At 42.7% G+C, this 20,377-nt stretch carries 17 protein-coding genes and 2 tRNA genes; 5 read left to right on the plus strand and 14 right to left on the minus strand.

Annotation, left to right across the window (positions count from 1 at the left end):
- Nucleotides 1–17 precede the first annotated feature (17 nt).
- A tRNA-Arg gene (locus tag C8D98_RS10340) sits at nt 18–91 on the minus strand.
- A 48-nt stretch (nt 92–139) separates the two neighbouring features.
- Nucleotides 140–1,354, minus strand: a complete 1,215-nt coding sequence (locus tag C8D98_RS10345) for an HDOD domain-containing protein (protein ID WP_132874074.1) — start codon at nt 1,352–1,354, stop codon at nt 140–142.
- A gap of 221 nt (nt 1,355–1,575) precedes the next feature.
- On the opposite strand from C8D98_RS10345, the gene C8D98_RS10350 reads away from it, so the two are divergent.
- The 3 genes from C8D98_RS10350 to C8D98_RS10360 all read left to right on the plus strand — a co-directional run bounded on the left by C8D98_RS10350 (nt 1,576) and on the right by C8D98_RS10360 (nt 3,389).
- Nucleotides 1,576–1,926, plus strand: coding sequence for a response regulator (locus tag C8D98_RS10350; RefSeq protein ID WP_132874075.1), 351 nt, complete (start codon nt 1,576–1,578; stop codon nt 1,924–1,926).
- 267 nt (nt 1,927–2,193) lie between these two features.
- Nucleotides 2,194–3,210 (plus strand): 3-deoxy-7-phosphoheptulonate synthase, encoded by a 1,017-nt coding sequence (gene aroF, locus C8D98_RS10355; protein WP_132874076.1) that lies wholly within the window; start codon nt 2,194–2,196, stop codon nt 3,208–3,210.
- A 106-nt stretch (nt 3,211–3,316) separates the two neighbouring features.
- Nucleotides 3,317–3,389 (plus strand) — tRNA-Phe (locus C8D98_RS10360).
- Nucleotides 3,390–3,500: 111 nt separating this feature from the next.
- On the opposite strand, the gene C8D98_RS10365 is transcribed toward C8D98_RS10360, so the two are convergent.
- The 8 genes from C8D98_RS10365 to C8D98_RS10400 form a co-directional block, all read right to left on the minus strand.
- On the minus strand, nt 3,501–5,846 hold the full coding sequence (locus C8D98_RS10365) for a DEAD/DEAH box helicase (RefSeq protein ID WP_132874077.1): 2,346 nt from the start codon (nt 5,844–5,846) through the stop codon (nt 3,501–3,503).
- Nucleotides 5,839–6,540, minus strand: coding sequence for a Hachiman antiphage defense system protein HamA (locus C8D98_RS10370; protein WP_132874078.1), 702 nt, complete (start codon nt 6,538–6,540; stop codon nt 5,839–5,841). The genes C8D98_RS10365 and C8D98_RS10370 overlap by 8 nt, the downstream gene beginning before the upstream one ends.
- Nucleotides 6,541–6,744: 204 nt before the next feature.
- On the minus strand, nt 6,745–7,911 hold the full coding sequence (locus tag C8D98_RS10375) for a hypothetical protein (protein ID WP_132874079.1): 1,167 nt from the start codon (nt 7,909–7,911) through the stop codon (nt 6,745–6,747).
- A 36-nt stretch (nt 7,912–7,947) separates the two neighbouring features.
- The gene (locus C8D98_RS10380; RefSeq protein WP_132874080.1) at nt 7,948–8,154 is read right to left on the minus strand and encodes a helix-turn-helix domain-containing protein; all 207 of its coding nucleotides are present in this window, start codon (nt 8,152–8,154) and stop codon (nt 7,948–7,950) included.
- A gap of 106 nt (nt 8,155–8,260) precedes the next feature.
- A complete protein-coding gene (locus C8D98_RS10385) occupies nt 8,261–9,166 on the minus strand; it encodes a hypothetical protein (protein WP_132874081.1) in 906 nt (301 codons plus the stop codon).
- Nucleotides 9,167–9,172: 6 nt separating this feature from the next.
- Nucleotides 9,173–9,478, minus strand: coding sequence for an addiction module antidote protein (locus C8D98_RS10390; RefSeq protein ID WP_132874082.1), 306 nt, complete (start codon nt 9,476–9,478; stop codon nt 9,173–9,175).
- The gene (locus tag C8D98_RS10395) at nt 9,459–9,785 is read right to left on the minus strand and encodes a type II toxin-antitoxin system RelE/ParE family toxin (protein ID WP_132874083.1); all 327 of its coding nucleotides are present in this window, start codon (nt 9,783–9,785) and stop codon (nt 9,459–9,461) included. Before C8D98_RS10395 ends, C8D98_RS10390 begins: the two co-directional genes overlap by 20 nt.
- An 8-nt stretch (nt 9,786–9,793) precedes the next feature.
- Complete coding sequence (locus C8D98_RS10400; RefSeq protein WP_132874084.1) at nt 9,794–10,894, minus strand: tyrosine-type recombinase/integrase; 1,101 nt, start codon at nt 10,892–10,894, stop codon at nt 9,794–9,796.
- Between the two features lie 940 nt (nt 10,895–11,834).
- On the opposite strand from C8D98_RS10400, the gene C8D98_RS10405 reads away from it, so the two are divergent.
- Both C8D98_RS10405 and C8D98_RS10410 read left to right on the plus strand, forming a co-directional pair.
- The gene (locus tag C8D98_RS10405; protein ID WP_165871285.1) at nt 11,835–13,697 is read left to right on the plus strand and encodes a methyl-accepting chemotaxis protein; all 1,863 of its coding nucleotides are present in this window, start codon (nt 11,835–11,837) and stop codon (nt 13,695–13,697) included.
- A gap of 577 nt (nt 13,698–14,274) precedes the next feature.
- Nucleotides 14,275–15,483 (plus strand): cyclic di-GMP phosphodiesterase, encoded by a 1,209-nt coding sequence (locus C8D98_RS10410; protein WP_243640959.1) that lies wholly within the window; start codon nt 14,275–14,277, stop codon nt 15,481–15,483.
- A gap of 33 nt (nt 15,484–15,516) precedes the next feature.
- Here C8D98_RS10410 and C8D98_RS10415 read toward each other — a convergent pair whose 3' ends face one another.
- Genes C8D98_RS10415 through C8D98_RS10430 form a run of 4 tightly spaced genes read right to left on the minus strand, consistent with a single transcriptional unit; the run spans nt 15,517 to nt 20,369 of the window.
- Nucleotides 15,517–16,254 (minus strand): dienelactone hydrolase family protein, encoded by a 738-nt coding sequence (locus C8D98_RS10415; protein ID WP_132874087.1) that lies wholly within the window; start codon nt 16,252–16,254, stop codon nt 15,517–15,519.
- Nucleotides 16,251–17,411: a UDP-N-acetylglucosamine 2-epimerase gene (neuC, locus tag C8D98_RS10420; protein WP_132874088.1), complete on the minus strand. Its 1,161-nt coding sequence runs from the start codon at nt 17,409–17,411 to the stop codon at nt 16,251–16,253. Before neuC ends, C8D98_RS10415 begins: the two co-directional genes overlap by 4 nt.
- Nucleotides 17,408–18,403 (minus strand): N-acetylneuraminate synthase, encoded by a 996-nt coding sequence (gene neuB / locus C8D98_RS10425; protein ID WP_132874089.1) that lies wholly within the window; start codon nt 18,401–18,403, stop codon nt 17,408–17,410. Before neuB ends, neuC begins: the two co-directional genes overlap by 4 nt.
- A gap of 55 nt (nt 18,404–18,458) precedes the next feature.
- Entirely contained in the window at nt 18,459–20,369 is a 1,911-nt protein-coding gene (locus C8D98_RS10430; protein ID WP_132874090.1) for a DUF294 nucleotidyltransferase-like domain-containing protein, read from the minus strand.
- Between the last annotated feature and the right edge of the window lie 8 nt (nt 20,370–20,377).

Consider the following 20,377-nt stretch of genomic DNA (forward strand, 5'->3'; position numbering starts at 1 on the left):
ACAGCGGCTCTATTTTACGCGCCTGAAGAGATTCGAACTCCTAACCTTTTGATCCGTAGTCAAATGCTCTATCCAGTTGAGCTACAGGCGCAGGGAGGGAAGTTATATAGTATTTAAAAGTCTTTGTCAACCACCTAAATCAATAAACTGCCGCAAAATCTTTAATTTTGACCTCTGTCTCTGCTTTCAGCCTTTGCAGCTGCTTTTCGCTGAGGTTTATCCCCGTTCTTTTCATAGCATCTTTCAGCTCTTCGTCAATCTCGTCCATGCGGAAATAGTGCACCATGCTAAATGCGAGATGCAGAATCTTCGTTTCATTCATATACTGATTGTCCTTAAGAGATGACGAAAACAGAAGTGGCATATAAAACTCTTCGCCGAATTTCCATTTTTTCATAAGCGTTCCGCCCACCAGAATGTTATTCTGAGAGGCTATTTTCCTGTAGCTCCCGCCTTTAACATCCTCCGGACGCTCGCCGGAAAGATAATCGGAAATGATGGCCAAAATGAATATCTCCCCTATTTTGGAGAGAAGCCCCACGGAATACATCTGGCTTTTTGAGCAGACCTTGAAAAACTCCGACATGACATAGCAAAGGCTTGCGACTATCTGCGAGTCACGTATTGCCTCCTCTATTTCATCGGCAAAAAGCAGGTTTTTGTTCGCCGCCAGTGATTTATTTATGAAGTTGACCAGATATGCCTTGACGTTGTTAATGCCAAGCCGCACCAGCGCCTTCTGCACATCGGCTATGCTGCCGTAGCTCCCGCTGAAATAGGCGGAGTTTGCCATCCGGATTATTCCAGAATGAAGCGCAGGGTCGAGCTTGGTCATATCGTCTATGGCTTTGAAGGTGATATTATCTCTGTCGAGAACGCTCAGAACACGCACAGCGCACTCCCCCTCTACAGGCAGAGTTATGTTGCCGCGAACGAGCATGAACTTTATATGCTCAAAAATCTTTTCGGGAGAACGTGTTGATGTGCTCTCTTTGAGGTATGGCTTACAGATGTTCGACTTTGCCATGGTTTCGGCAAAATCCATTGTGACCGTTTTATGGCTGAGGGCTATTATCTTCTGGCTGGAAACCTGCTGTATCAGCCCCTCGTCCACACAAATGAGAAAAACTGTCTTCTGCCGCTCATCGATCATATCTTTCAGCTTGTTATAGGTTAAAAGGTCGTCTCTGTTTTCGATTATGACGAGCAACGCAGTGATGCTTTTTTCCATTACAGCCCTTTTAATGCCCACGTTAATGGAATTATAAGACTCATTAAGCACACCAAGCATATCCATGTATGAACTGTAGAAACTGACAATTCTCGGATTTGAGCCAATAATAGAACTTTTCATTTAACCACGCTGATATTACTGTATAGCCTGAAAAAAGTACCATGTATGAAAAAAATGTTCAATGTATTTCCACATATAAATAAACAGCTTGTACACAAACACCGGGCATTAATTATTTATTAATCTCTCAAAAGGTCGAAGTTACGAGCCTGTGACAAAAAATGACTTGTAATAATTATTTTTAACCATATAATTGAAACAATCCATCGGAGTTTAACTTAATGAATATCTTATATGTTGAAGATGAGAAGTTCACGAGAATGCTGGTTAAAAAGCTTCTCGAAAAAGAGGAACTTAATGTCTGGGAAGCTGCGAACGGCGTTCTCGGCCTGAAGAAGTTTCTCGAAGTAAAGCCTGACATCATTATAACAGACCTCGCCATGCCCGAGATGGATGGTTTTGAAATGATTCTCAAAATAAGAGAACACGATCCGAAAATCCCCATAATAATCACCACTGCATACAGAGAAGAAGCGGCAAGGGTTAACGCACAGGTTACGGCCTGTATCTATAAACCCATTATAAAAGAAGACCTTATAGCCGCCATTAACAACATTCAGCAATCGGCCTGATTTTTTTATGTTGACATGGCGTCCGGATTGGAATATTTAGCACTATTGAACACACGGAGATAAATTTACAAATGCTCGGCAGACTTTTTTATGGATTCTTTTTTGGTTACTTTTACTTCTTTAGCCATAGGGGTGTAGCCGTCTGAATCCGGTCTGTCCATTGAGATAAGATTTTTAAGACCGCGGCGGCTGCAAAGGCTTCCGCGGTTTTTTTATGCCTGCGGAGGCGCTTGAAGTCGCTGAAAATTTAAATACCGGAGGTATAAAATGATAGTTGTAATGAAGATCGGAGCCAAACAGGAGGCCATCGCCAGGGTCATAGAGACCGCAGAGGAGATAGGCTTCAGCGCCCATATCATCGAGGGCAAGGAAAGGGTCGTCGTCGGCCTTGTCGGCGTGGACGGCCAGCGGGACAAGATGATAACGATGGGCGAGATGGACGGCGTCGACAAGATCATCCCCATCAGCAAGCCCTACAAGCTCTCCAGCCGTGAAGTCAAAAACGAACCCACCATCGTTGACTGCTGCGGAGTTCTCTTCGGAGGAGAACACATACCCGTCATAGCAGGCCCCTGTTCAGTTGAATCTGAAGAACAGACAATCAAAACAGCAGAATTCGTCAAAGCCGCAGGTGCATCGATGCTCAGAGGCGGTGCATTCAAACCCCGCACATCCCCCTATGCATTCCAGGGTCTCGCCGAAGAGGGGCTTAAAATCCTTGCGAAGGCAAGAGAGGTGACCGGACTTCCCGTTGTGACAGAGGTTACAAACCCCAAATATGTCGATATGGTATACAAATACGCAGATATGTTCCAGGTGGGCGCACGCAACATTCAGAACTTCGCCCTGCTGACCGAGCTGGGCAAGACAGACAAGCCCGTTCTGCTTAAAAGGGGTATGTCTACCACAATCGAGGAATTTCTCACTGCGAGCGAATATATCCTTTGTGAGGGCAATAAAAACGTCATCCTCTGCGAGAGAGGACTGAGAACGTTCGAAACAGCAACAAGGAACACTCTGGACATCAGCGCAGTACCGGTTATAAAGGCGAAGAGCCATCTGCCCATAATGATAGACCCCAGCCATGCCGCCGGACACTGGCAGTATGTTGGGCCGCTCAGCAAAGCCGCAGTGGCCATAGGGGCAGACGGACTTATCATCGAGGTGCACCCCAACCCCGAAAAAGCATGGTCCGACGGAGCACAGTCGCTCACGCCGACACAGTTCATCGAGCTGATGGGCAGCCTCCGTTCGATAGCACTCGCTGTCGGAAGAACGATTTAAGGCGGGTTGTATCAGGCTGAAACTTTTTTATGAAAAAAATGCAAAATAGGTGTTGACATTGCAGAGGTTTTTCGATATTTATAGACCTCGCTTTTGAGAGCGCACCGCCCAGGTAGCTCAGTCGGTAGAGCAGTGGACTGAAAATCCACGTGTCGATGGTTCGATTCCGTCCCTGGGCATTACAAAAATCTGAATAATATCAGAAAGATAAAAAGCCTCTGTTTTCACAGAGGCTTTTGTCGTTTTAGGCTATGTTGTAAATTTGTTGTAAATCACATCCTACTTTATAATCAATTCACATACCTCTTAATAACACCTAATTTATTTGCAGGCAATTCTTCAATCGATGGTTTAAAGTTAATACTATTTTCATCTATAGAATCAACATAATCCTTAACCCATTCAATATCTTCAAATGTAAAACCATATTTAAGTAACCAAATTTCAGTATTATCATTAGTTCCATATTTAATATAATTACTTAATACCAAAGCTCTTCTATCATTGCTTTTTTCCATATATTTTGACAGTGCCGCACACAATGGATCAGCTAAAGACAATTCAATAACTTTATCTAAATAATCATACGTATCATAAACCAAAGTATCATAATCTAATTCAGTAACTTTTGTGTTTTGAGGAAAAAGAATACCACCTGTCAAATTCGAATTAGGCAAAATTGATGCTGTAGGAGAACGTTTAATTGTCATTTTATCAATTGTATTTCTTGCATCCATTTCGGATAATAATTGTTCTCTAACTTGTCTCATAATCACCCTAACCTCTGCCCCCCTTGACAGAAAGCCATGCCTTAATGAAACAATTTCTTTAAAAGATTTACCCTGAATCCTCCAAAGAAGAATTGGAATAGATGCACTTAGAACGGATTGCTCTGCTCTTGAAAGTGTCTGTCTCCTCAAATGGCTTGAGTACACAAATTTAAATGATTCCTTAATTCTTTTTCTTTCTGTTTCCCCTAAGTTATAATACTGGCTACCTGTTATGGGTTTGTCATTAACCAATATATGATCTAAAATATATAAGATATGATTAAAAACATTTTGATTTTCAAGTCGTTCAACTTGGTCATTAGTCAGCTGCAAATCATCATTGAATGAATCATCTTTAATTGCGTTAGCAATGTCAACATAATCAGTATCAATTGTAGTAAAGTCACTATCCAATAATGATTGATCTGAAATTCTAGGCTTCAATAAGAATCTATCACAAAACGTCTCAATATTTTTCTGTTCCACAACAACAAAACCATAATCGAAATAATTTTTACGCTGAGATGTCCTCCCTGCTCTTCCGATTAAGTTTTGCATGGTCAAACTCCGCTCATCCTCAGAGCCTTCAAAACGAAAATTATCAATCCAAACAATATCAAAAGGCATATTGATACCTTGAAGTAATGTTGATGTTGCAAAACAGATACGAGCAAAACCATTATTTATGAAATTTTCTACCAACAATCTTGCCCTAAGCGGCATTGATCCATGGTGTAATACAATACCTTTTTTCATTAATCTTACAAGATTAGAAACTTTAGAACCATCTGTAGCACCAATATAACTTTTTAAAACATCGATAAGCCCTAAGGCAAATTTATCTGTAATTTCTGGGCACAAACCAATGTATTCAGCAAAATCAGACATAAATGTTTGATTAACAATCTTATTTTTAGATGTATATACATATAAACTTCCACCTTCTGATATAACTTTTTTGAGATGATGTTCATCAAAGTTTACGTTAAACTCTCGATTATATGGCGAAAAAAAAGAAATACTTTTATTTGAATGTGCAATAAATATTTTTCCAACTGAAACTTGCAAGAATTGAGAATGGTTAGCAGATGCTGAGAAGTTGTGTTTGAGTAATTGCGCTTCAGGATTCTCTATAAATGGATGTGCAAAAACCTTCTTTGCATTTGGAAGTAACTTTTCAACTCTTCTTACAAAAGAATCAAACCTAACACCTCTTAAACCTGCCTCTGAGATCTGAGCCTCATCAAACAAAAATAACTTGATATCTAAATTTTTCAAATGTTTAAATAACTCAACTCCTCGCTCAGGTGTGATTACATAAATTCTTCTTCTTGCATATTTTCTATTAACATCTTCTATAAACTGTAAAACTAGAACAGATGTATCATCTTCGAAAATACTCAATATCTTAGACATATACTCTGCAATCAAAGCTCTGGAAGGCAAAACAATAACTATATCCCCTTCTATTTCTTTAATAAGCTCTCTAAACAAATGAGATTTACCAGCACTTGTCGGAGCGCTAAAAGAATAGTAACGGTTTTGTTGTATATTACTATTAATACTAGCTTGAGTTGGCGTATAAAAGTGCCCCATTTTCTCATTAAATGTATCAATAAAAACATAATAAACTGCTTCCAATAAAGAAGAAGGCTCAGTAGTTTTATAAAACAACCCCATTAAATACATGATCTTATTTTCGTAAAGCGAAAAAAGATCAGGATTCTTGAGTTTAATATGGGCTAATATTTCGAAGTTATGAATATTTACAGGACCATTACGGTGCATATCTAACAGCACAGCTTCAAGTACTTGTTCATAATCTATTTTATCTTTGTATAAATCAACAAGAGCAGTATTAAGCATTTGTCACAATCCCGAAAACATACACATGATGATATTTCAGCAATTTTTTAAAATCTTTATGATCAAGTACTTTTTTAAATATACTGATTTTATTTACAGCATTTAAACTAAAAGCTGCAATATAAGCTTTTTTACCATTATCGGTGTAATTTTTAAGCGATTCTTTGGATACGAAATGACGTAAATCGGATAAGTCTTGATCATCTTTTTTATCTTTTATAAAAGTATTAATTTGGTTAATCGCATTATCATATGGATTATTGTTACTTGAATACTTTGCCTCACCGAAAGATAATACATTCTGGCTGCACTCAGTATGGAAATCAAAACCAGAATTACCTGACACACGTTTTCCAAATACTTCCGCAAGAACAATCCTTTTATGTTCACATTCGCTTTCAAGTGAATACTGAGCAACAAATGATATTAGATATTCCCCTGCATCCTCAGTCACTTCATTATTTATCTTCTTGAAAATATTATTCACTATCTTATCTATTGTAGGAATTGCTTTTGCTTCATATGCCTTCCGATCAATAATATCCATTTTATTAATCCAGCTAGTATCCAACATGTCAGTAATAATCTGACCTATCACTGGAGTAATATCACTGATTGTCACTTCATAAAGACTCGCATTTTTAGGTATTTCTGCAATATCTATCGGTCTGATATGTAAACTTAAACCACCCATTTAGCCTCTTTCACAATATCTAAAAGAATATAAATAATTAAATACCACCAAAATAAACTAATCAAGACGAATATAAATTAACTCTTTAGAAATCGCGTATTAATACTCTTTTCTTAATATTACCTTCCTCTGCCTCTTTAAATTAATGACTTGATAAATCATACTCAGAACTCTATTTTCATTTTCCATATATAATAATTTCATCTATAGATCATTCACATCATCATCTTTCACAAAACAATTATTGATCATATTCTGAATGAATTGCTTATACTCTTGAGGGTTATCAAACTGAATTTCTCTTTCCTCTATGGATTTGACCTCCTTCATACCAACAAAATAAGTTGCCTGTCCATTTTCAATCATCTTTGTCAAGTCATACAAACCGATGTCCTGCTCCTTGAGTTCCTTATAGAACTTATTAAAAATATAAAACGGCACAAGCGTTCTTGAATATGAAATCATCTTGAGTTTGTTATAGCGAATTAGCACGTCTTCTTTTCTGCTTCTGCTTGTACCTTTGCCATCTTCACGCTGCCCTATGCTCTTCATAACGTACTTGCTGATATAACGCATGACTTGAATGTAATAGTCTTGCTGATGCTTCTTTTCGTCATTAATAAACTTGAGATACAAAAAGTCACCATGTCTGATGTCGATGTCATACTCAACAAAACAGTCCGGCTTTTTCAGGTCAAACGATTCAAAAGTATATTTCCGCATGAAATATTCTTTATATTTCTCAGGAACAACAAACTCAGTTCGCCCAATTACGACATTTCTGTCTTTTTTCCGCTTCACAACTTCGTATAGATTAATGAACGCATCCGGTTCGTCAGGTATATAACAAGCGTAGTGAGAATGAAGCGTGTAGTCTTTCTGAAACTCCAACGTATAGATGTATTGAAAGCGTTCAGGTGATATATAATACCAACCGTCTTTCATACGCAATCTGCGCCTGCGCTCTTCTGTCGGCTCTCTAAATAGTTTGTCGTCTCTGATGCTTCTTGTGAAGCCCCTTAAGATTCTCGACTGTAGTTTTACTACTGCGACATTGCTATCATCAAACCTGTTATCTTTAAGCGTTGCCGTGATGAAAGCCATAGCAAGGCTTTTATCTGCCGCAAACCTGTTCATTGTATCTATCAGGTTGAGATACTGCGCATAGCGTCTCTTCTTATAGACCGCTCTCACATCTTCCAAGCTGAAAAACTTACCGTTAGAGAAAATGAAGTGAGTTTTACGATATATTTTACTCAACTCATCCTTGATGTCATAGAACTGCAAAAGTTGTGTCGTCGTGTATCTGTGCGTTGCTACCGCATTTGGTGTAGAACTAAACAAGCGGTCACCCCTGCGTCTTCTCGCCATGCCTGACCGCACACGCCACGACGTGCCGTGAATCGCTCAGTCATGGCTAACCTCTCTCGGTTTGACCGTGTTTTCTTCAATCAGCCTATCCAGAGTTTCTTTCTTGAAAAACACACGCCTTGAGATTTTCACATACTCAATCTTACGCCTGTAAATCCAGTCGTAAAAAGTCTGTTCAGCGAAGCCCGCATACTGGCTTGCTTCCGCAACGGATAATAGTTTTTTGTCTTTGGGTATTTCCATGATGTCCTCCTATGTTCGATTTGATAGGAGGATTATTTGAGATTTTATTGGAAAAAGTATATCACCATCGCCTTATAAAACTGACGGGAAAAATAAACTTAAATAATTATAATTTATATACTTTTTTTATTTCGCTAAAATCGTTTTGAAGCGTCTTAACAGATATGCCTAGTTCATTTGCCAATGATGCATAACTCTCATCATTACTCATCCCATACAACTCTGTATTCACACTGTGCTGTAGAAATTTAACTGCCCTCAGCTTGTATTCCATATCCTTTTGGAGATTATTCATAAAGTCTCCTTTCTCATACTCTTCAAATTTCAGAAACTGCGGGCAATTTTCATGACTATTTATCAAATTTATCATTTCGGGAGTAAGCATATTGCGAATCAGGCTTCTGAAACTTGCGCCATGGGGTAAAAATGTTTTTCTGATTTGTCTATTATTTCTTGAAATGACTATGAACTCATCGTCTATACCCATCTTTCTCAAATTCTCATTATAATCAGTGCCTTGATATAACAAACCGAGAGTATTCATCACTATAGACAGCTCATAGTATGAAAATATGTTGAAACATAAACCTTTTAATATCACTCTTTCTTCAAAAGAAAAGTCTGCATTTTCTTTATACTTCACAAGTGAATATAAAATTCTAAATGCCATATCTGTACTTATTTTAAGAGAGGTATACTTTTTTCTGCGGAATAAACTGCATAGAGCTTTTAAATAACTCACAGGATACTCGATAGATGTTAGATGCTGGATAAAAATGTGCTGTGCTTCTCCGACAAAATCACGCAGTTTCTTTTTAAAATCAGTTGAATCAACTTCACTGTAAAACTTCTTTGCTTCCCTGCTTTTATCAAGCAACTCATAATAAAGCGGTCTGAATGATACAACAAATTCCTGTCTATCAAGAACCATCGCATTTATACATGCATTGTAAAATATCTCTTCAAACTCATCCTGATATTTATCAAGAAACTCTAAACTCTCATCAGACATAATGATTCACGCACTCTTGCGGATTGCAGTAAACGAATAACCAAGTTCAGAAAGAATAAGCTGAATAGTTTTCAGTTTCGGGTTGCCGTTGCCAGAAAGAGTTTTGTACAAAGACTCTCTGGACAGACCAGTATTTTTTGCAAGGGCAGTAAAACCTATCCCCGCCTGAACAACCTGTCTGATTGCCAGAAGTAACTGGATCTCGTCTCCAGTCTCTGTATATTCCTCTATGGCAAGCTCCAGATACATCTTCCGGTCTTCAGATGTTTTCAACTCTTCCTGAATTATCTCATCAAGGGTTCTGCCTTTCATTGTACATCCTCCAATAACTCTTAGCCTGTTCAATATCTCTGTCCTGCGAACCTTTGTTGCCACCGCAAAGCAGTATTACGATTTTATCATCTTCAAAAGCGTAATAAACCCGATAGCCACCGCCGTATCTGAAACGAAGCTCGTAAACATTATCGCCGACAGATTTATAATCGCCGAAATTGCCATGCGCCAACCTGTCAACCCTCTGCAATATTCTTAACCTGTCCATTTTATCAACAGACTTAAGCCATTCAGCAAAAGGCGACCTGCCATTATCCAGCACAAATTCATTAATTACATACACCATAATGTATCCTATAGACTACGATTGTCAATATTTTTTGATTCATCAAGATATGCCGAGAGCCTATCTATCGTTCTGTGTGCCTCTTTCAAACCAACGTGGGTATACCGCTGAACCATTTTAGCAGTCTTATGACCAGAAATCTGCTGTATCTCTGGAACAGATGCACCGGAAGCAGCGAGACGGGTTATCATAGTGTGGCGCATCTCATGAATGCAAATATAAGGCATATCTGTATTTTTCACGGCAGTTCGGAAAGCCCGCTTTATATAGTCAATCTTTTTACCCGTATCAGGGTTGGTGAGGACATATTCAAAATCGCCTGTTATCGCACGCAACTCTTTCATAGCTTGGTAGAGCTTTTCCATCATGGGAATCTCTCTTATCTCATTTGATTTGGTTTTATACAATTTGATGCTTTTCATCTTAAAGCTAACGTTCGACCATTTAACATCCATTATTTCACTGTAGCGCATACCGGTATACAGACCAATGATAATGAAATAGTAAAGAAGTGGGCTTTTTGACGTGAGGCTTGTTTGCAAGAGTTTATCTTCATCCTCAAGGCTGATTACTTTTCTTTCAGCATGTTCCTCTTTGAACATCTTAAGCCTTCTGGCGGGGTTTCTGTCTATCAGTTCAAGCGATTCCGCATAGTTAAAGGCGAACTTTACAACCTGAATGTATCTGTTGATTGTAGCCTTGTTTCTTTTGCCGTTATTCAGCGAATCACGATAGGCTTCAATATCCGAACGTGTGATTTTATTCATGGACTTGTGGAAGGTCTTAAAGTTTCTGGCTGAATCGAAGCGTGAGCGGGTAAAGCCGGATAAGTTATTAAGGCAGTAATTCAAATACTGGTTATCAAAGAACTCTAACCAATGAATAGACTTTGAATCACCAAAAAACTTACCCTCTCTGACATCAGTCTGCCTTTTTGCCAAAACCTCTTTAGCAAACCCCAGACTATCACCTATCTTTTCGGTCTTCCGTCTTCCGTCAATGGAGTATTGGATATAGAAATCTTTACCCAGTTTCCTACCACATCTTTTGCAGACTTTTGACCTTTGGCTATTAAATGCACTACACTCACAACGGTTGAAAATTGCCATACGAATCTCCCATATGTTGCATATTTGTTGTAAAATGTTGTAAATATACCCTTGAATCAACCGTACATCACAAAATCAGATAGCGCAATATTTATTTTTAATAATAGATACTTAACGAAGTTGCCGTAAGTTCTCAAAAACTTAATTTTCTATTCTGAAAATCCACGTGTCGATGGTTCGATTCCGTCCCTGGGCATTTAACAAAAAAGGCAGTCTTCGGACTGCCTTTTTTTGTTAAATAATCTGGCTCGACGGAATCGAAGCCTGTGAACGCCGACCGAACAGGGAGGATGAGCCGACAGGATGTCGGCGGAAGTGAGCAGGCAGGCCTTTTTGGAGACTGCACGATGCAGGCAAACAAAAAGGATTCCGTCCCTGAGTTTTAAGCACAGGCAGTCTTCGGACTGCCTTTTTTTGTTAAATAATCTGGCTTGACGGAATCGAAGCCTGTGAACGCCGACCGAACAGGGAGGATGAGCCGACAGGATGTCGGCGGAAGTGAGCAGGCAGGCCTTTTTGGAGACTGCACGATGCAGGCAAACAAAAAGGATTCCGTCCCTGAGTTTTAAATACAGGCAGTCTTCGGACTGCCTTTTTTTGTTAAATGATCTGGCTCGACGGAATCGAAGCTACAAGCTCAAACGCAAATTGCAACTTTTTATAGGGTATTTTGCAACCCTCTAGGATAAAATGCAACCTCTCAACCAGAGCTACCTGACGATTTTCTGCCATTTTGCATCTTTTGTCGCTCACGACAGCGAGATAAAATCATCAACATGTACTTTTATATTCTTTATTTTACGGTCAAATCTCTAAGTTAAATACATCAAGAATCACATTTTACAAATTTACACAATTTTAGATGTATAATTTCAGAAAGATTATTATATTTATTATTGCTTTCAGAACTCCATATAAAACATACACAAGGAGTAGCTGTATGAAAATTGATATGTCATTAAAGAAAAAAATTGTACTTTTAGGTGCGACGGTATTCGTCGGTCTGAGTCTCATCATTATTAGTTCGGTTATAAGCTCTACAAAACTCACAAATCTCTTTCAGGACAAGGAACTGACATTGAATATCAAAGCTGAAATGCTTCAGCTTCGCAAAAGTGAAAAAGATTTTATGATGCGTAACGACACAAAATATGCGGAAGAATTCAAAACTCACATAGATATACTGGATGAAAATCTTGATCAGCTTGTGATCCACTACCCTGAAAATAAGGCACTCAGTGGAATTATAGACAATCTTAAAGAGTATGAAACGCAGTTCATAAGCCTTGTGGAACTCAAGAAACAGATAGGTCTCAATGAAAAAGAGGGGTATTACGGAAATCTGCGCCAAAAAGTGCATGAGGTGGAGGACTTCTCAAATAAGCTCGGACTGACGGCAGTCACCAGAGATATGCTTATGTTGAGGAGACATGAGAAGGATTTCATGCTCAGACGCAACATGAAATATAAGGATTCATTTGAACAGGATTTTAATAAACTCATTTCATCTGTAAAATCAAATGTAGCCGACAAAGCTACAGCTGATCAAATGATTGGGTTATCAAATGAATACCGCAATAATTTCCTGAAACTGGTGGAAAAAGAAAAAGAGTTCGGGCTTCAGTCCACCGACGGAGAACAGGGAAAAATGCGCTCAGCCGCACATAATCTGGAGCAGAATGTTAACACTGCAATAGATCATTTTTCTGAAGAGATCACTGCAAAAGAAAAGATCAACCGAATTCTGAATACTACTATTATATCCATAGTCGTAGTCATACTCACAGTGATAATACTTGCACTCCTGAAAAACATAATAGAGCTTATAAACCGCCTTGCAGCAACGACAAAGGACCTTCTCCAGTTCGGCAATCTGGAAAGCAGCGAAACAGCAGAGCAGAAATGTGAGATAAGCACCATTTCAATTCTGTTGGAAAGATTCAAACAAAAAGTATACAACACAATGACAGTCGTCAAATCCAGTTCCCACAGCGTAGCTTCCGGCAGCACGCAGCTTTCAGCGGCAACAGAGGAGCTTTCATCCACATTCACTTCCCAGTCGGAACAGATGACGGCATCCGCAGGAGCAATGGAGGAGATGACAGCTTCGTCAAAACTGGTAATAGACAACATCGAACAATCGGCGACAATGAATATCCGCACACTGACATCCACCGAAACCGGAAGGAAGAAACTGGATACACTCCTGATGAATATAAACAATATCGAACAGGACACTAAAAAGCTCTCCGCAACCATCAGAGAACTTTCAGGCTCATCTGAAGAGATAGGCAATATTCTGGTTGTGATCAACGATATTGCCGACCAGACAAACCTGCTCGCACTTAACGCCGCCATCGAAGCCGCCAGAGCCGGAGAGGCAGGCAGAGGATTCGCTGTTGTGGCGGACGAGGTAAGGAAACTTGCGGAAAAAACTCAGCAGGCTATAAAAAACATCAGCGACATAATCAACACACTTGTAAAAGACACCAGATATGCATCAGAGGACATGGAACGGGCTGCACACACAGTCACGCAGGTATTCACGGCAGCCAACGAAGCCGGCAGATCGTTTAACGAAATAACGGATACTATTCATGAACTTAACCGTACCAACAATAACATTGAGGTAGCAGTGAAAGAACAGGTGGAAGCGATACAGAATATAAACGACAGTTTTCAGGTGCTTGTTTCCGGTATAGAAGAGAGTAACGCAGCAGTGATTGAAATAGGGCACACAGTGAACGACCTTCAGAAGCAGTCCGAAGACCTGAATTCACTGATCAAAGAATTTAATATATAACTGAAATTCCCCGCTCAAAAAGCGGGGTCCATACTAAGGTGGACCAAGGTGGATTTACATTTAATATCAATGAAAACCCACCCCAACCCTCCTTTCCGGCTAGCCCGGTGCAGAAACAGTTGCATAAAATAGTGCAAATGTTTTGACAAAGGAGGGTTCAATATCAGTATCTTTGCCTTGCAAACGACAAGTGAATACTTTACATGATTAAATTTATAACCAGAAAATTTTCAATCAAAATCCAAGGAATTGATAATAGTTTGCCTGCAAATTAAATAACAGTTTTCTTCACTAAAAGCTAATAGTGCCGACCCTCTCAGGAAAATTTTTACAAACTACGGCATACGCTCATGATAACAGGATCAACAATCATATACTTATTTATCAGTATATTATAGCAATACTCACATACAAATTCACATTTACACAAGCACGAAAACATGTTACTTAGAGAGCTAACAATCGACGGATTTCTCTTCTGAAAGTATCTGCAAATACTGCGAAGAGCTCATCCAAACACACACAGTATCATTATATTTTAACCGAAGCCCGTGGACTATTATTCAGCAGGATGTGTATGGTAAAAACTGCTATTGATGAGTTGCATATTGGAGACGAAGTCCTTAAATTTGACAGGGGTTGGCTGTCGACGGACTTTTTGTCGCACAGGGTCACAGTCACAGACAAATCCATAATCGATCGTTTCAGAAAGAACGGCGTACAGTTTGTCTATATCAAACCCAGAAACAAGGAAATTGAACAGATAAACGAGCTGGTCAGCGGAAAATCTGATGAAATAATCAGCATCATTAAGCAGGAAGCTCCTAAAAATCAGATAAACCTCAAAGATTTCAACCTCGGTTCCGAGGTTTACACTGAATCAGTGAAGATAATCGGAAACGTTCTGGGGGATGTTAAAAGCGGAAAGATGTTCAACGTTGGCGCTGTTAAGCATGTTGCAGAGAACATCACCGAAATGACCATTAAGCACAAGGGCGTTCTGGCCAGCATAACAAAGCTGAAAAAGCACGATGACTATACGTTCCGCCACTCTATGAACGTGAGCATCTTTGCCGCCAGCCTTGCGGCTCATCTGGGGCTGAACAAAAAGGATATCAACATTGCCGCCAATGCAGGGCTGATGCACGACATAGGCAAGATGCTGGTTCCGGATGAAATTCTGAACAAGCCAGATCGGCTCTCTGAAAAAGAATATGAAATAATGAAATCCCACGTTGAAAAGGGCTATGAGTTTCTGAAGGCCGACGGAACCCAGAAGGAATATCTCTGTCTGGTGCGGGAACACCACGAAAGACACGACGGTTCGGGATATCCTTTCGGTCTTAAGGACAGCGAAATCAGCATCCACGGGAAAATAGGCGCAGTGGTCGACATTTATGACGCAATCACCAGCGACAGAGTATACCGCAAAGGGATGATGGCCACCGAAGCATTGAAAATGATGTTCCAGTGGACAGACAAGCACATAAACAAATCCGTATTCGAGTTTTTCATAAAGAACATAGGAATTTACCCAGTCGGTTCAATCGTGATGATGGCTTCGCAGGAGCTTGCCATGGTCGGCAAAATAAATCAGGGCAGGCCCACTGACCCCGTCGTAATAGTTTTCAGAAACAAAAGCGGCAGTTACCAGCCGATCAAAGTTGTCGATCTTTCAAAAAGCGCAATAGACAGGCAGAAGATTGTCGGGCTTATAAACCCTGACAACATCAAAGTGCCTGATGATGTTTTGAAATATGTTGATAATCTGAACAGGATGTCATGAAAAAAAGGGCAGCCCGAAGACTGCCCTCATAATCTATTTTTTAAATATCTCTCCCAGATATTCAGTGAATCTGAGCCATGATTTCCGGTCGGCATCCGCACGATAGGCGGGTGAACCGAAAACCGTGAACGCATGGGGTGCGCCGCTGTAGGTGTGCATCTCGTGGCGGATCCCCGCTTTTTCAAGCTCTTCGGCCAGTCCTGCAAACTCTTTCATACTGACAGATGCATCGGCAGTTCCATGGAAAACTACTATCTCACCTTTTGTCTTCGCAAAATCCTGTCCTGCGGGGGTGGCAAGTCCGCCGTGAAACGGTATGAAGGCCTTGAGGGGTGCGCCCGCTCTGGCGTATTCCAGTGCAACTGCGCCGCCGAAACAATAGCCCATCATGACCGCATTGCTGACGTTAGCGCCAAGCTCCTTAGCCTTTGCATATCCTGCGTCGAGAAGTCTGCGCATCTTCGCCCTGTCGGCGTAGAGCTCTCCCGTGAGCCGTTTTCTGTCCTCAACGGCGGCCGGACGTATGCCTTTGCCGAACATATCGATGGCAAACACGGAATATCCGAGTTTATTGAGCATTTCAGCACGTTTTATCTCATAATCGGTGATGCCGTCCCAGTCCTGAATCATAAAGACCAGCGGAGCAGACGCCGAAACAGGGGCATAATAGCTTTCATATTCGCCGTCACCGGATTTATAGACCACGTTTTGCCCTGCGAAAGCCGCAGAGGCCATCAGAAACACTGTAAACAGAACCGTTAAAAATTTCATTTCAGCCCTCCGATATCATGGAATTTCTTTATAATAATATCCTTAAGCGGAAAGTTTGCCAGAATTTCCACAATCTTCGCCGTGTTGTCCCCTTCTCCGTATGGGTTCACCGTTTCGGTCAGAATTTTCTGAAACTCAGGCGTGTCAATTTTTTTAAAAGCCGCCAGAATACTTTCTGCGGCGGGTTCGCAGTCGATAACGCTCTGCGCTCTCAGCCTGCCCGCCTGCCGGCAGCCTATGTTTATCGTGGGCGTCTTAAGGCTCGGAGCTTCCGCAAGGCCGCTGGAACTGTTGCCGACAACCGCATATGCGTGTCTCACAGCCGATAGATACCTTTGCATCCCCAGCGAGTCGAAGGCCGCCGCCCTGCCCCCGCTGTTTGCGACATATTCCGCAAGCATCCGGTTGATAACAGTTCCGCCCGCATCTGCGTTCGCTCCTGTGAAGATGATCTTTCCGTCAAATCTGTCCAGAGCCCTGAGCAGCTGGCCGAGCTGTTCCTCCTCCGGAGTGCTGTCCAGTGTCACCGGATGGAAGGTCACAACGATATATTTATCCCCCAAGCCGAAACCGAGGCTTTTTTCAAGTTCCTCTCTCTCCATCAGCTTCATCCGGCTGATTGCCGCCGCACCCATCCCGCCGACGTTAAAAACTCTTGCAGGGTCTTCACCAAGCTGGATCACCCGCCTGCGGTAGTCCTCTGCGGCCGTAAAATGGAGGTGACTCATCTTGGTTATGCTATGCCTGAACGCCTCGTCTGCGGCACCCTCGGTGGTCTCTCCTCCGTGAAGGTGGGCAACGGGTATTCCTGCGATCAAAGCCGCCGTAACAGCGGCGAATATTTCATATCTGTCCCCGAGTACCAGAAGGATATCGGATTTGATTGTCTCAAGAGCGTCGGCAAAGGCTATCATAGCCCTGCCCGTGGTTTTGGTTATATCGGACGGAGAATCGCCGCCCAGTTGAAGGTCGATTCTGTGCACGTCGGGAAAATCCTCTTCAACGGCATCCACAGTCATTCCGTGAGCAGGGGAAAGGTGTGATCCGGTGGCAATTACAGAAAGCTCAAGCTCCGCCGCCGCCTCTATGCCTTTCAGAAGGTTCCGCATGAGGTAATAGTCGGCTCTGCCGCCTGTCACGGCGCAAATCCTTCTCATATCAGCTCATCCTCCTGATAATCCCTTTCAGCCGGTCTGCCTATTAACTCGTCTATCCGCATGGGGGATATTCCGGTTCCCGGCCGTTTTGCCGTCAGGTTCTCATCGCTGAAAAGCTCCCCTTTCCGTATGGCATATCTCGCCACCAGAGATTTTCTGGCCACCGGCCTGTTGCCGGATTCGCTGGGGCTGGGTTTCTTCTCGGCTGAGCCAAGTGCCTTCTCTATGTTCCTTACAGCCCTGACCATGGCCGCAAGCTCCTGCGGTTCAAGGGATGCCTTATGGTCGGGCCCTTCCATGTTCCTGTCGAGGGTAAAATGCTTTTCAATGACCGATGCACCCAGAGCCGCCGCTGCCACAGGAACCTCTATGCCCGCCGTGTGGTCGGAATAGCCGTAGCAAAGCCCCAGTTCTGCGCCCATAGCGGGCATGGCCAGCAGGTTCACATCCTCAAACGGTGTCGGATACTGAGTGTTTGCGTGCAGGATGGTTATGTGCTCCTTCGGCACTCCTGCTTTATAAAAGACTTCCAGAGCTTCCCTGACCTCGGTCAGGTCGCTCATTCCGGTTGAAATGATATATTTTTTGTTCAGCGATGCCAGTTTCTGCAGATAGCGCAGGTTGGTGATCTCGCCTGATGGAATTTTATAGGTCTGCATGTTCAGCCCGCTGAGGCAGTCGATGCTGGGCAGGTCGAAAGGCGTGGACATGAACTCTATGCCGATTTTCTCCGCCCTTTTCTTAAGATTTTCAAAGGCTTCAGCATCCAGCGAGAGCTTTATCAGCATGTCATACTGCGATTCCGACTCTCCTGCGGCCGCTTTCTGATATTCGGCCTTTTCGGAGCTTTTCGTGACCAGTTCCGCCGCATTGAAGGTTTGAAACTTGATTGCGTCCGCTCCGCATTCTTTCGCCGTATGCACCATTTCAAGGGCAGTTACAAGGCATCCGTTGTGGTTGACGCCCGCTTCGGCAATAATAAACACGCCCATATAAGCCTCCTGTCAGCCTAATGATACACGGGCGGCAGAGGCATTACAACTGTGTTTATCTGCCTATTATCTTTGAAAAATGCCTTTTTGCGGAATCCTGAAGTTTTCCCGCCACCTTAAAGGCCTCCTTCAGCAGAACAGCCTCCTGATCCGTCAGTTCGTCCGGATTCAGGAAATGCCCCGGCGGCAGACCCTTTTCGATAAGGCGTATCTCGTTCTGGATCCGCAGATAGGTGAAGGATTCAAACGCCGCCTTAATGTGGTCGGCTGTGGCCTTGTTAAAAACCTTCAGTTCCTCCAGCCTGTCCAGTCTGTCCAGAGTGCTGACGGCATATATTCCCTTCTCCAGCATATACATCCGCACACAGTCCACTATGAATATGCTTCCGTTTTCTTTAAGCGAGAGCAGACCTTTGTTCTCGCCGCTTTTGTGGGTTATGAACCTGTCCAGCAGGTTCAGAGGCACTTTATGTTTATAGTCCAGTTCCATCATCTGAAACAGAAACAGCGGGTTCTCTTTTATAAGCCTGCTGACGGTCTCACGCAGTTCCCCGCAAAGCGATGAATCGCCCCATATAGGCATAAAGTCAAAAAATATGGACGAATAGCGCACCCTCTGCGGTTCGGGAACCTTTATCCAGCGTGCCACCCGCTCCCGCCATTCACTGATCCGCCCACGCCACATGGGGTTGTTCACCATCACCTGACCGTTGCAGAGATGATAGCCCACCTCCGCCAGAGCATGCACAAGCCGCTCGGCAAAAGGTACAAAGAATGCTTCCACAGCTTCGTTAAGCTCCTGCGGGAAGTCCTCATAGATAAATCCGTTGTCCTGATCAGGTCCCAGAAGCATCTCTCTGCGGCCTCCGCTTCCCATTATCATGAAACAATAGCGGATGTCCGGCTGAACGTAGCCTTCGTCCAGCATCTGCTGACGGATTATCTCGAAACAGCGTCTAATCACATTGTGATGCACATATGAGAGTATCTCCATGGTCTCCGCATGGGAGCGGTTTTCGATGAGCAGAACTCCGGCGATCTTCGCAATCTCCCTGTAAACTTCAGCAAGCTCGGCAACACTTTTCGCCTCGTTAGCCCCGCCCACCAGAAGCATGGATTTCTGGCTGCGAAATCGCATAAGATCCTGCACGGAAACCATACCGACGATGCTTTCGCCATCCAGCACAGGCAAATGCCTTATGCTGTGGCGCAGCATGAAGGTAGCCGCCTCATACATGAACGTGTCCGGAGTCATATAATACGGATCCGGCGACATAACCTGTCTGACACAAATGGCAGAATCGGCTCCTGATGACATCACCTTTCGCACAAGATCCCTCTCGGTAACAATTCCTGTCATTTTCCCTGAACTGTCTGTGAGCACAACGGCGGCAACACCAGATTCGGTCATCCGGACGGCAATATCACGCACAGAAGATGTCACCGGAGCGGTTATCACAGGCTTTGACATAATCTCGCTCAGACGCTTCTGAAAAGGATAAGCCTCCATCTGGGCTGCCGGATTCATAGAGTTGCGCTCAACCATATCCTTATACAGCTTGCGCACCTGCGAAAAGATTGCTTTGTTGAAGAAATTTGAGATTATTGGATACTGCTCTGCACTCTTCAGCACCAGTCCCTTAGGGATCAGCAGACAGGAGGAATCCTCCGCCGCTCTCGCCCCTGCGGTGTAGCCTTCGTTTGTAAAAACTGGTGTCCAGCCGAAATATCCGCCTGCGGTGCGGCTGTCCACAAGCATTTCAACACCCTCCGGTGTCTCCACCATAATGTCGATCCTGCCGCTGCGGATGAAATATAAAAAACCGGAAGGCTCGTCCTTCTGATGAAAAATGACAGTGCCTGCGGTATATTCGGTCATTACCGATGCATTTTCAATTTCCAGTGCCGACTCAGCGGGAATCCTCCCGAACGGCGCACACTCATGAAGCCTGCAAATCAATGCCATCTGTCACC

The sequence above is a fragment of the Seleniivibrio woodruffii genome (assembly GCF_004339245.1).
Classification (GTDB): Bacteria; Chrysiogenota; Deferribacteres; order Deferribacterales; family Geovibrionaceae; genus Seleniivibrio; species Seleniivibrio woodruffii.

Excerpts from the sequence above, each read along its gene's own strand:
- C8D98_RS10345 (WP_132874074.1), bottom strand. The coding sequence starts at position 1,354 with ATGAAAAGTTCTATTATTGGCTCAAATCCGAGAATTGTCAGTTTCTAC.
- C8D98_RS10350 (WP_132874075.1), top strand. The coding sequence starts at position 1,576 with ATGAATATCTTATATGTTGAAGATGAGAAGTTCACGAGAATGCTGGTT.
- aroF (WP_132874076.1), top strand. The coding sequence starts at position 2,194 with ATGATAGTTGTAATGAAGATCGGAGCCAAACAGGAGGCCATCGCCAGG.
- C8D98_RS10365 (WP_132874077.1), bottom strand. The coding sequence starts at position 5,846 with ATGCTTAATACTGCTCTTGTTGATTTATACAAAGATAAAATAGATTAT.
- C8D98_RS10370 (WP_132874078.1), bottom strand. The coding sequence starts at position 6,540 with ATGGGTGGTTTAAGTTTACATATCAGACCGATAGATATTGCAGAAATA.
- C8D98_RS10375 (WP_132874079.1), bottom strand. The coding sequence starts at position 7,911 with ATGGCGAGAAGACGCAGGGGTGACCGCTTGTTTAGTTCTACACCAAAT.
- C8D98_RS10380 (WP_132874080.1), bottom strand. The coding sequence starts at position 8,154 with ATGGAAATACCCAAAGACAAAAAACTATTATCCGTTGCGGAAGCAAGC.
- C8D98_RS10385 (WP_132874081.1), bottom strand. The coding sequence starts at position 9,166 with ATGTCTGATGAGAGTTTAGAGTTTCTTGATAAATATCAGGATGAGTTT.
- C8D98_RS10390 (WP_132874082.1), bottom strand. The coding sequence starts at position 9,478 with ATGAAAGGCAGAACCCTTGATGAGATAATTCAGGAAGAGTTGAAAACA.
- C8D98_RS10395 (WP_132874083.1), bottom strand. The coding sequence starts at position 9,785 with ATGGTGTATGTAATTAATGAATTTGTGCTGGATAATGGCAGGTCGCCT.
- C8D98_RS10400 (WP_132874084.1), bottom strand. The coding sequence starts at position 10,894 with ATGGCAATTTTCAACCGTTGTGAGTGTAGTGCATTTAATAGCCAAAGG.
- C8D98_RS10405 (WP_165871285.1), top strand. The coding sequence starts at position 11,835 with ATGAAAATTGATATGTCATTAAAGAAAAAAATTGTACTTTTAGGTGCG.
- C8D98_RS10410 (WP_243640959.1), top strand. The coding sequence starts at position 14,275 with ATGGTAAAAACTGCTATTGATGAGTTGCATATTGGAGACGAAGTCCTT.
- C8D98_RS10415 (WP_132874087.1), bottom strand. The coding sequence starts at position 16,254 with ATGAAATTTTTAACGGTTCTGTTTACAGTGTTTCTGATGGCCTCTGCG.
- neuC (WP_132874088.1), bottom strand. The coding sequence starts at position 17,411 with ATGAGAAGGATTTGCGCCGTGACAGGCGGCAGAGCCGACTATTACCTC.
- neuB (WP_132874089.1), bottom strand. The coding sequence starts at position 18,403 with ATGGGCGTGTTTATTATTGCCGAAGCGGGCGTCAACCACAACGGATGC.
- C8D98_RS10430 (WP_132874090.1), bottom strand. The coding sequence starts at position 20,369 with ATGGCATTGATTTGCAGGCTTCATGAGTGTGCGCCGTTCGGGAGGATT.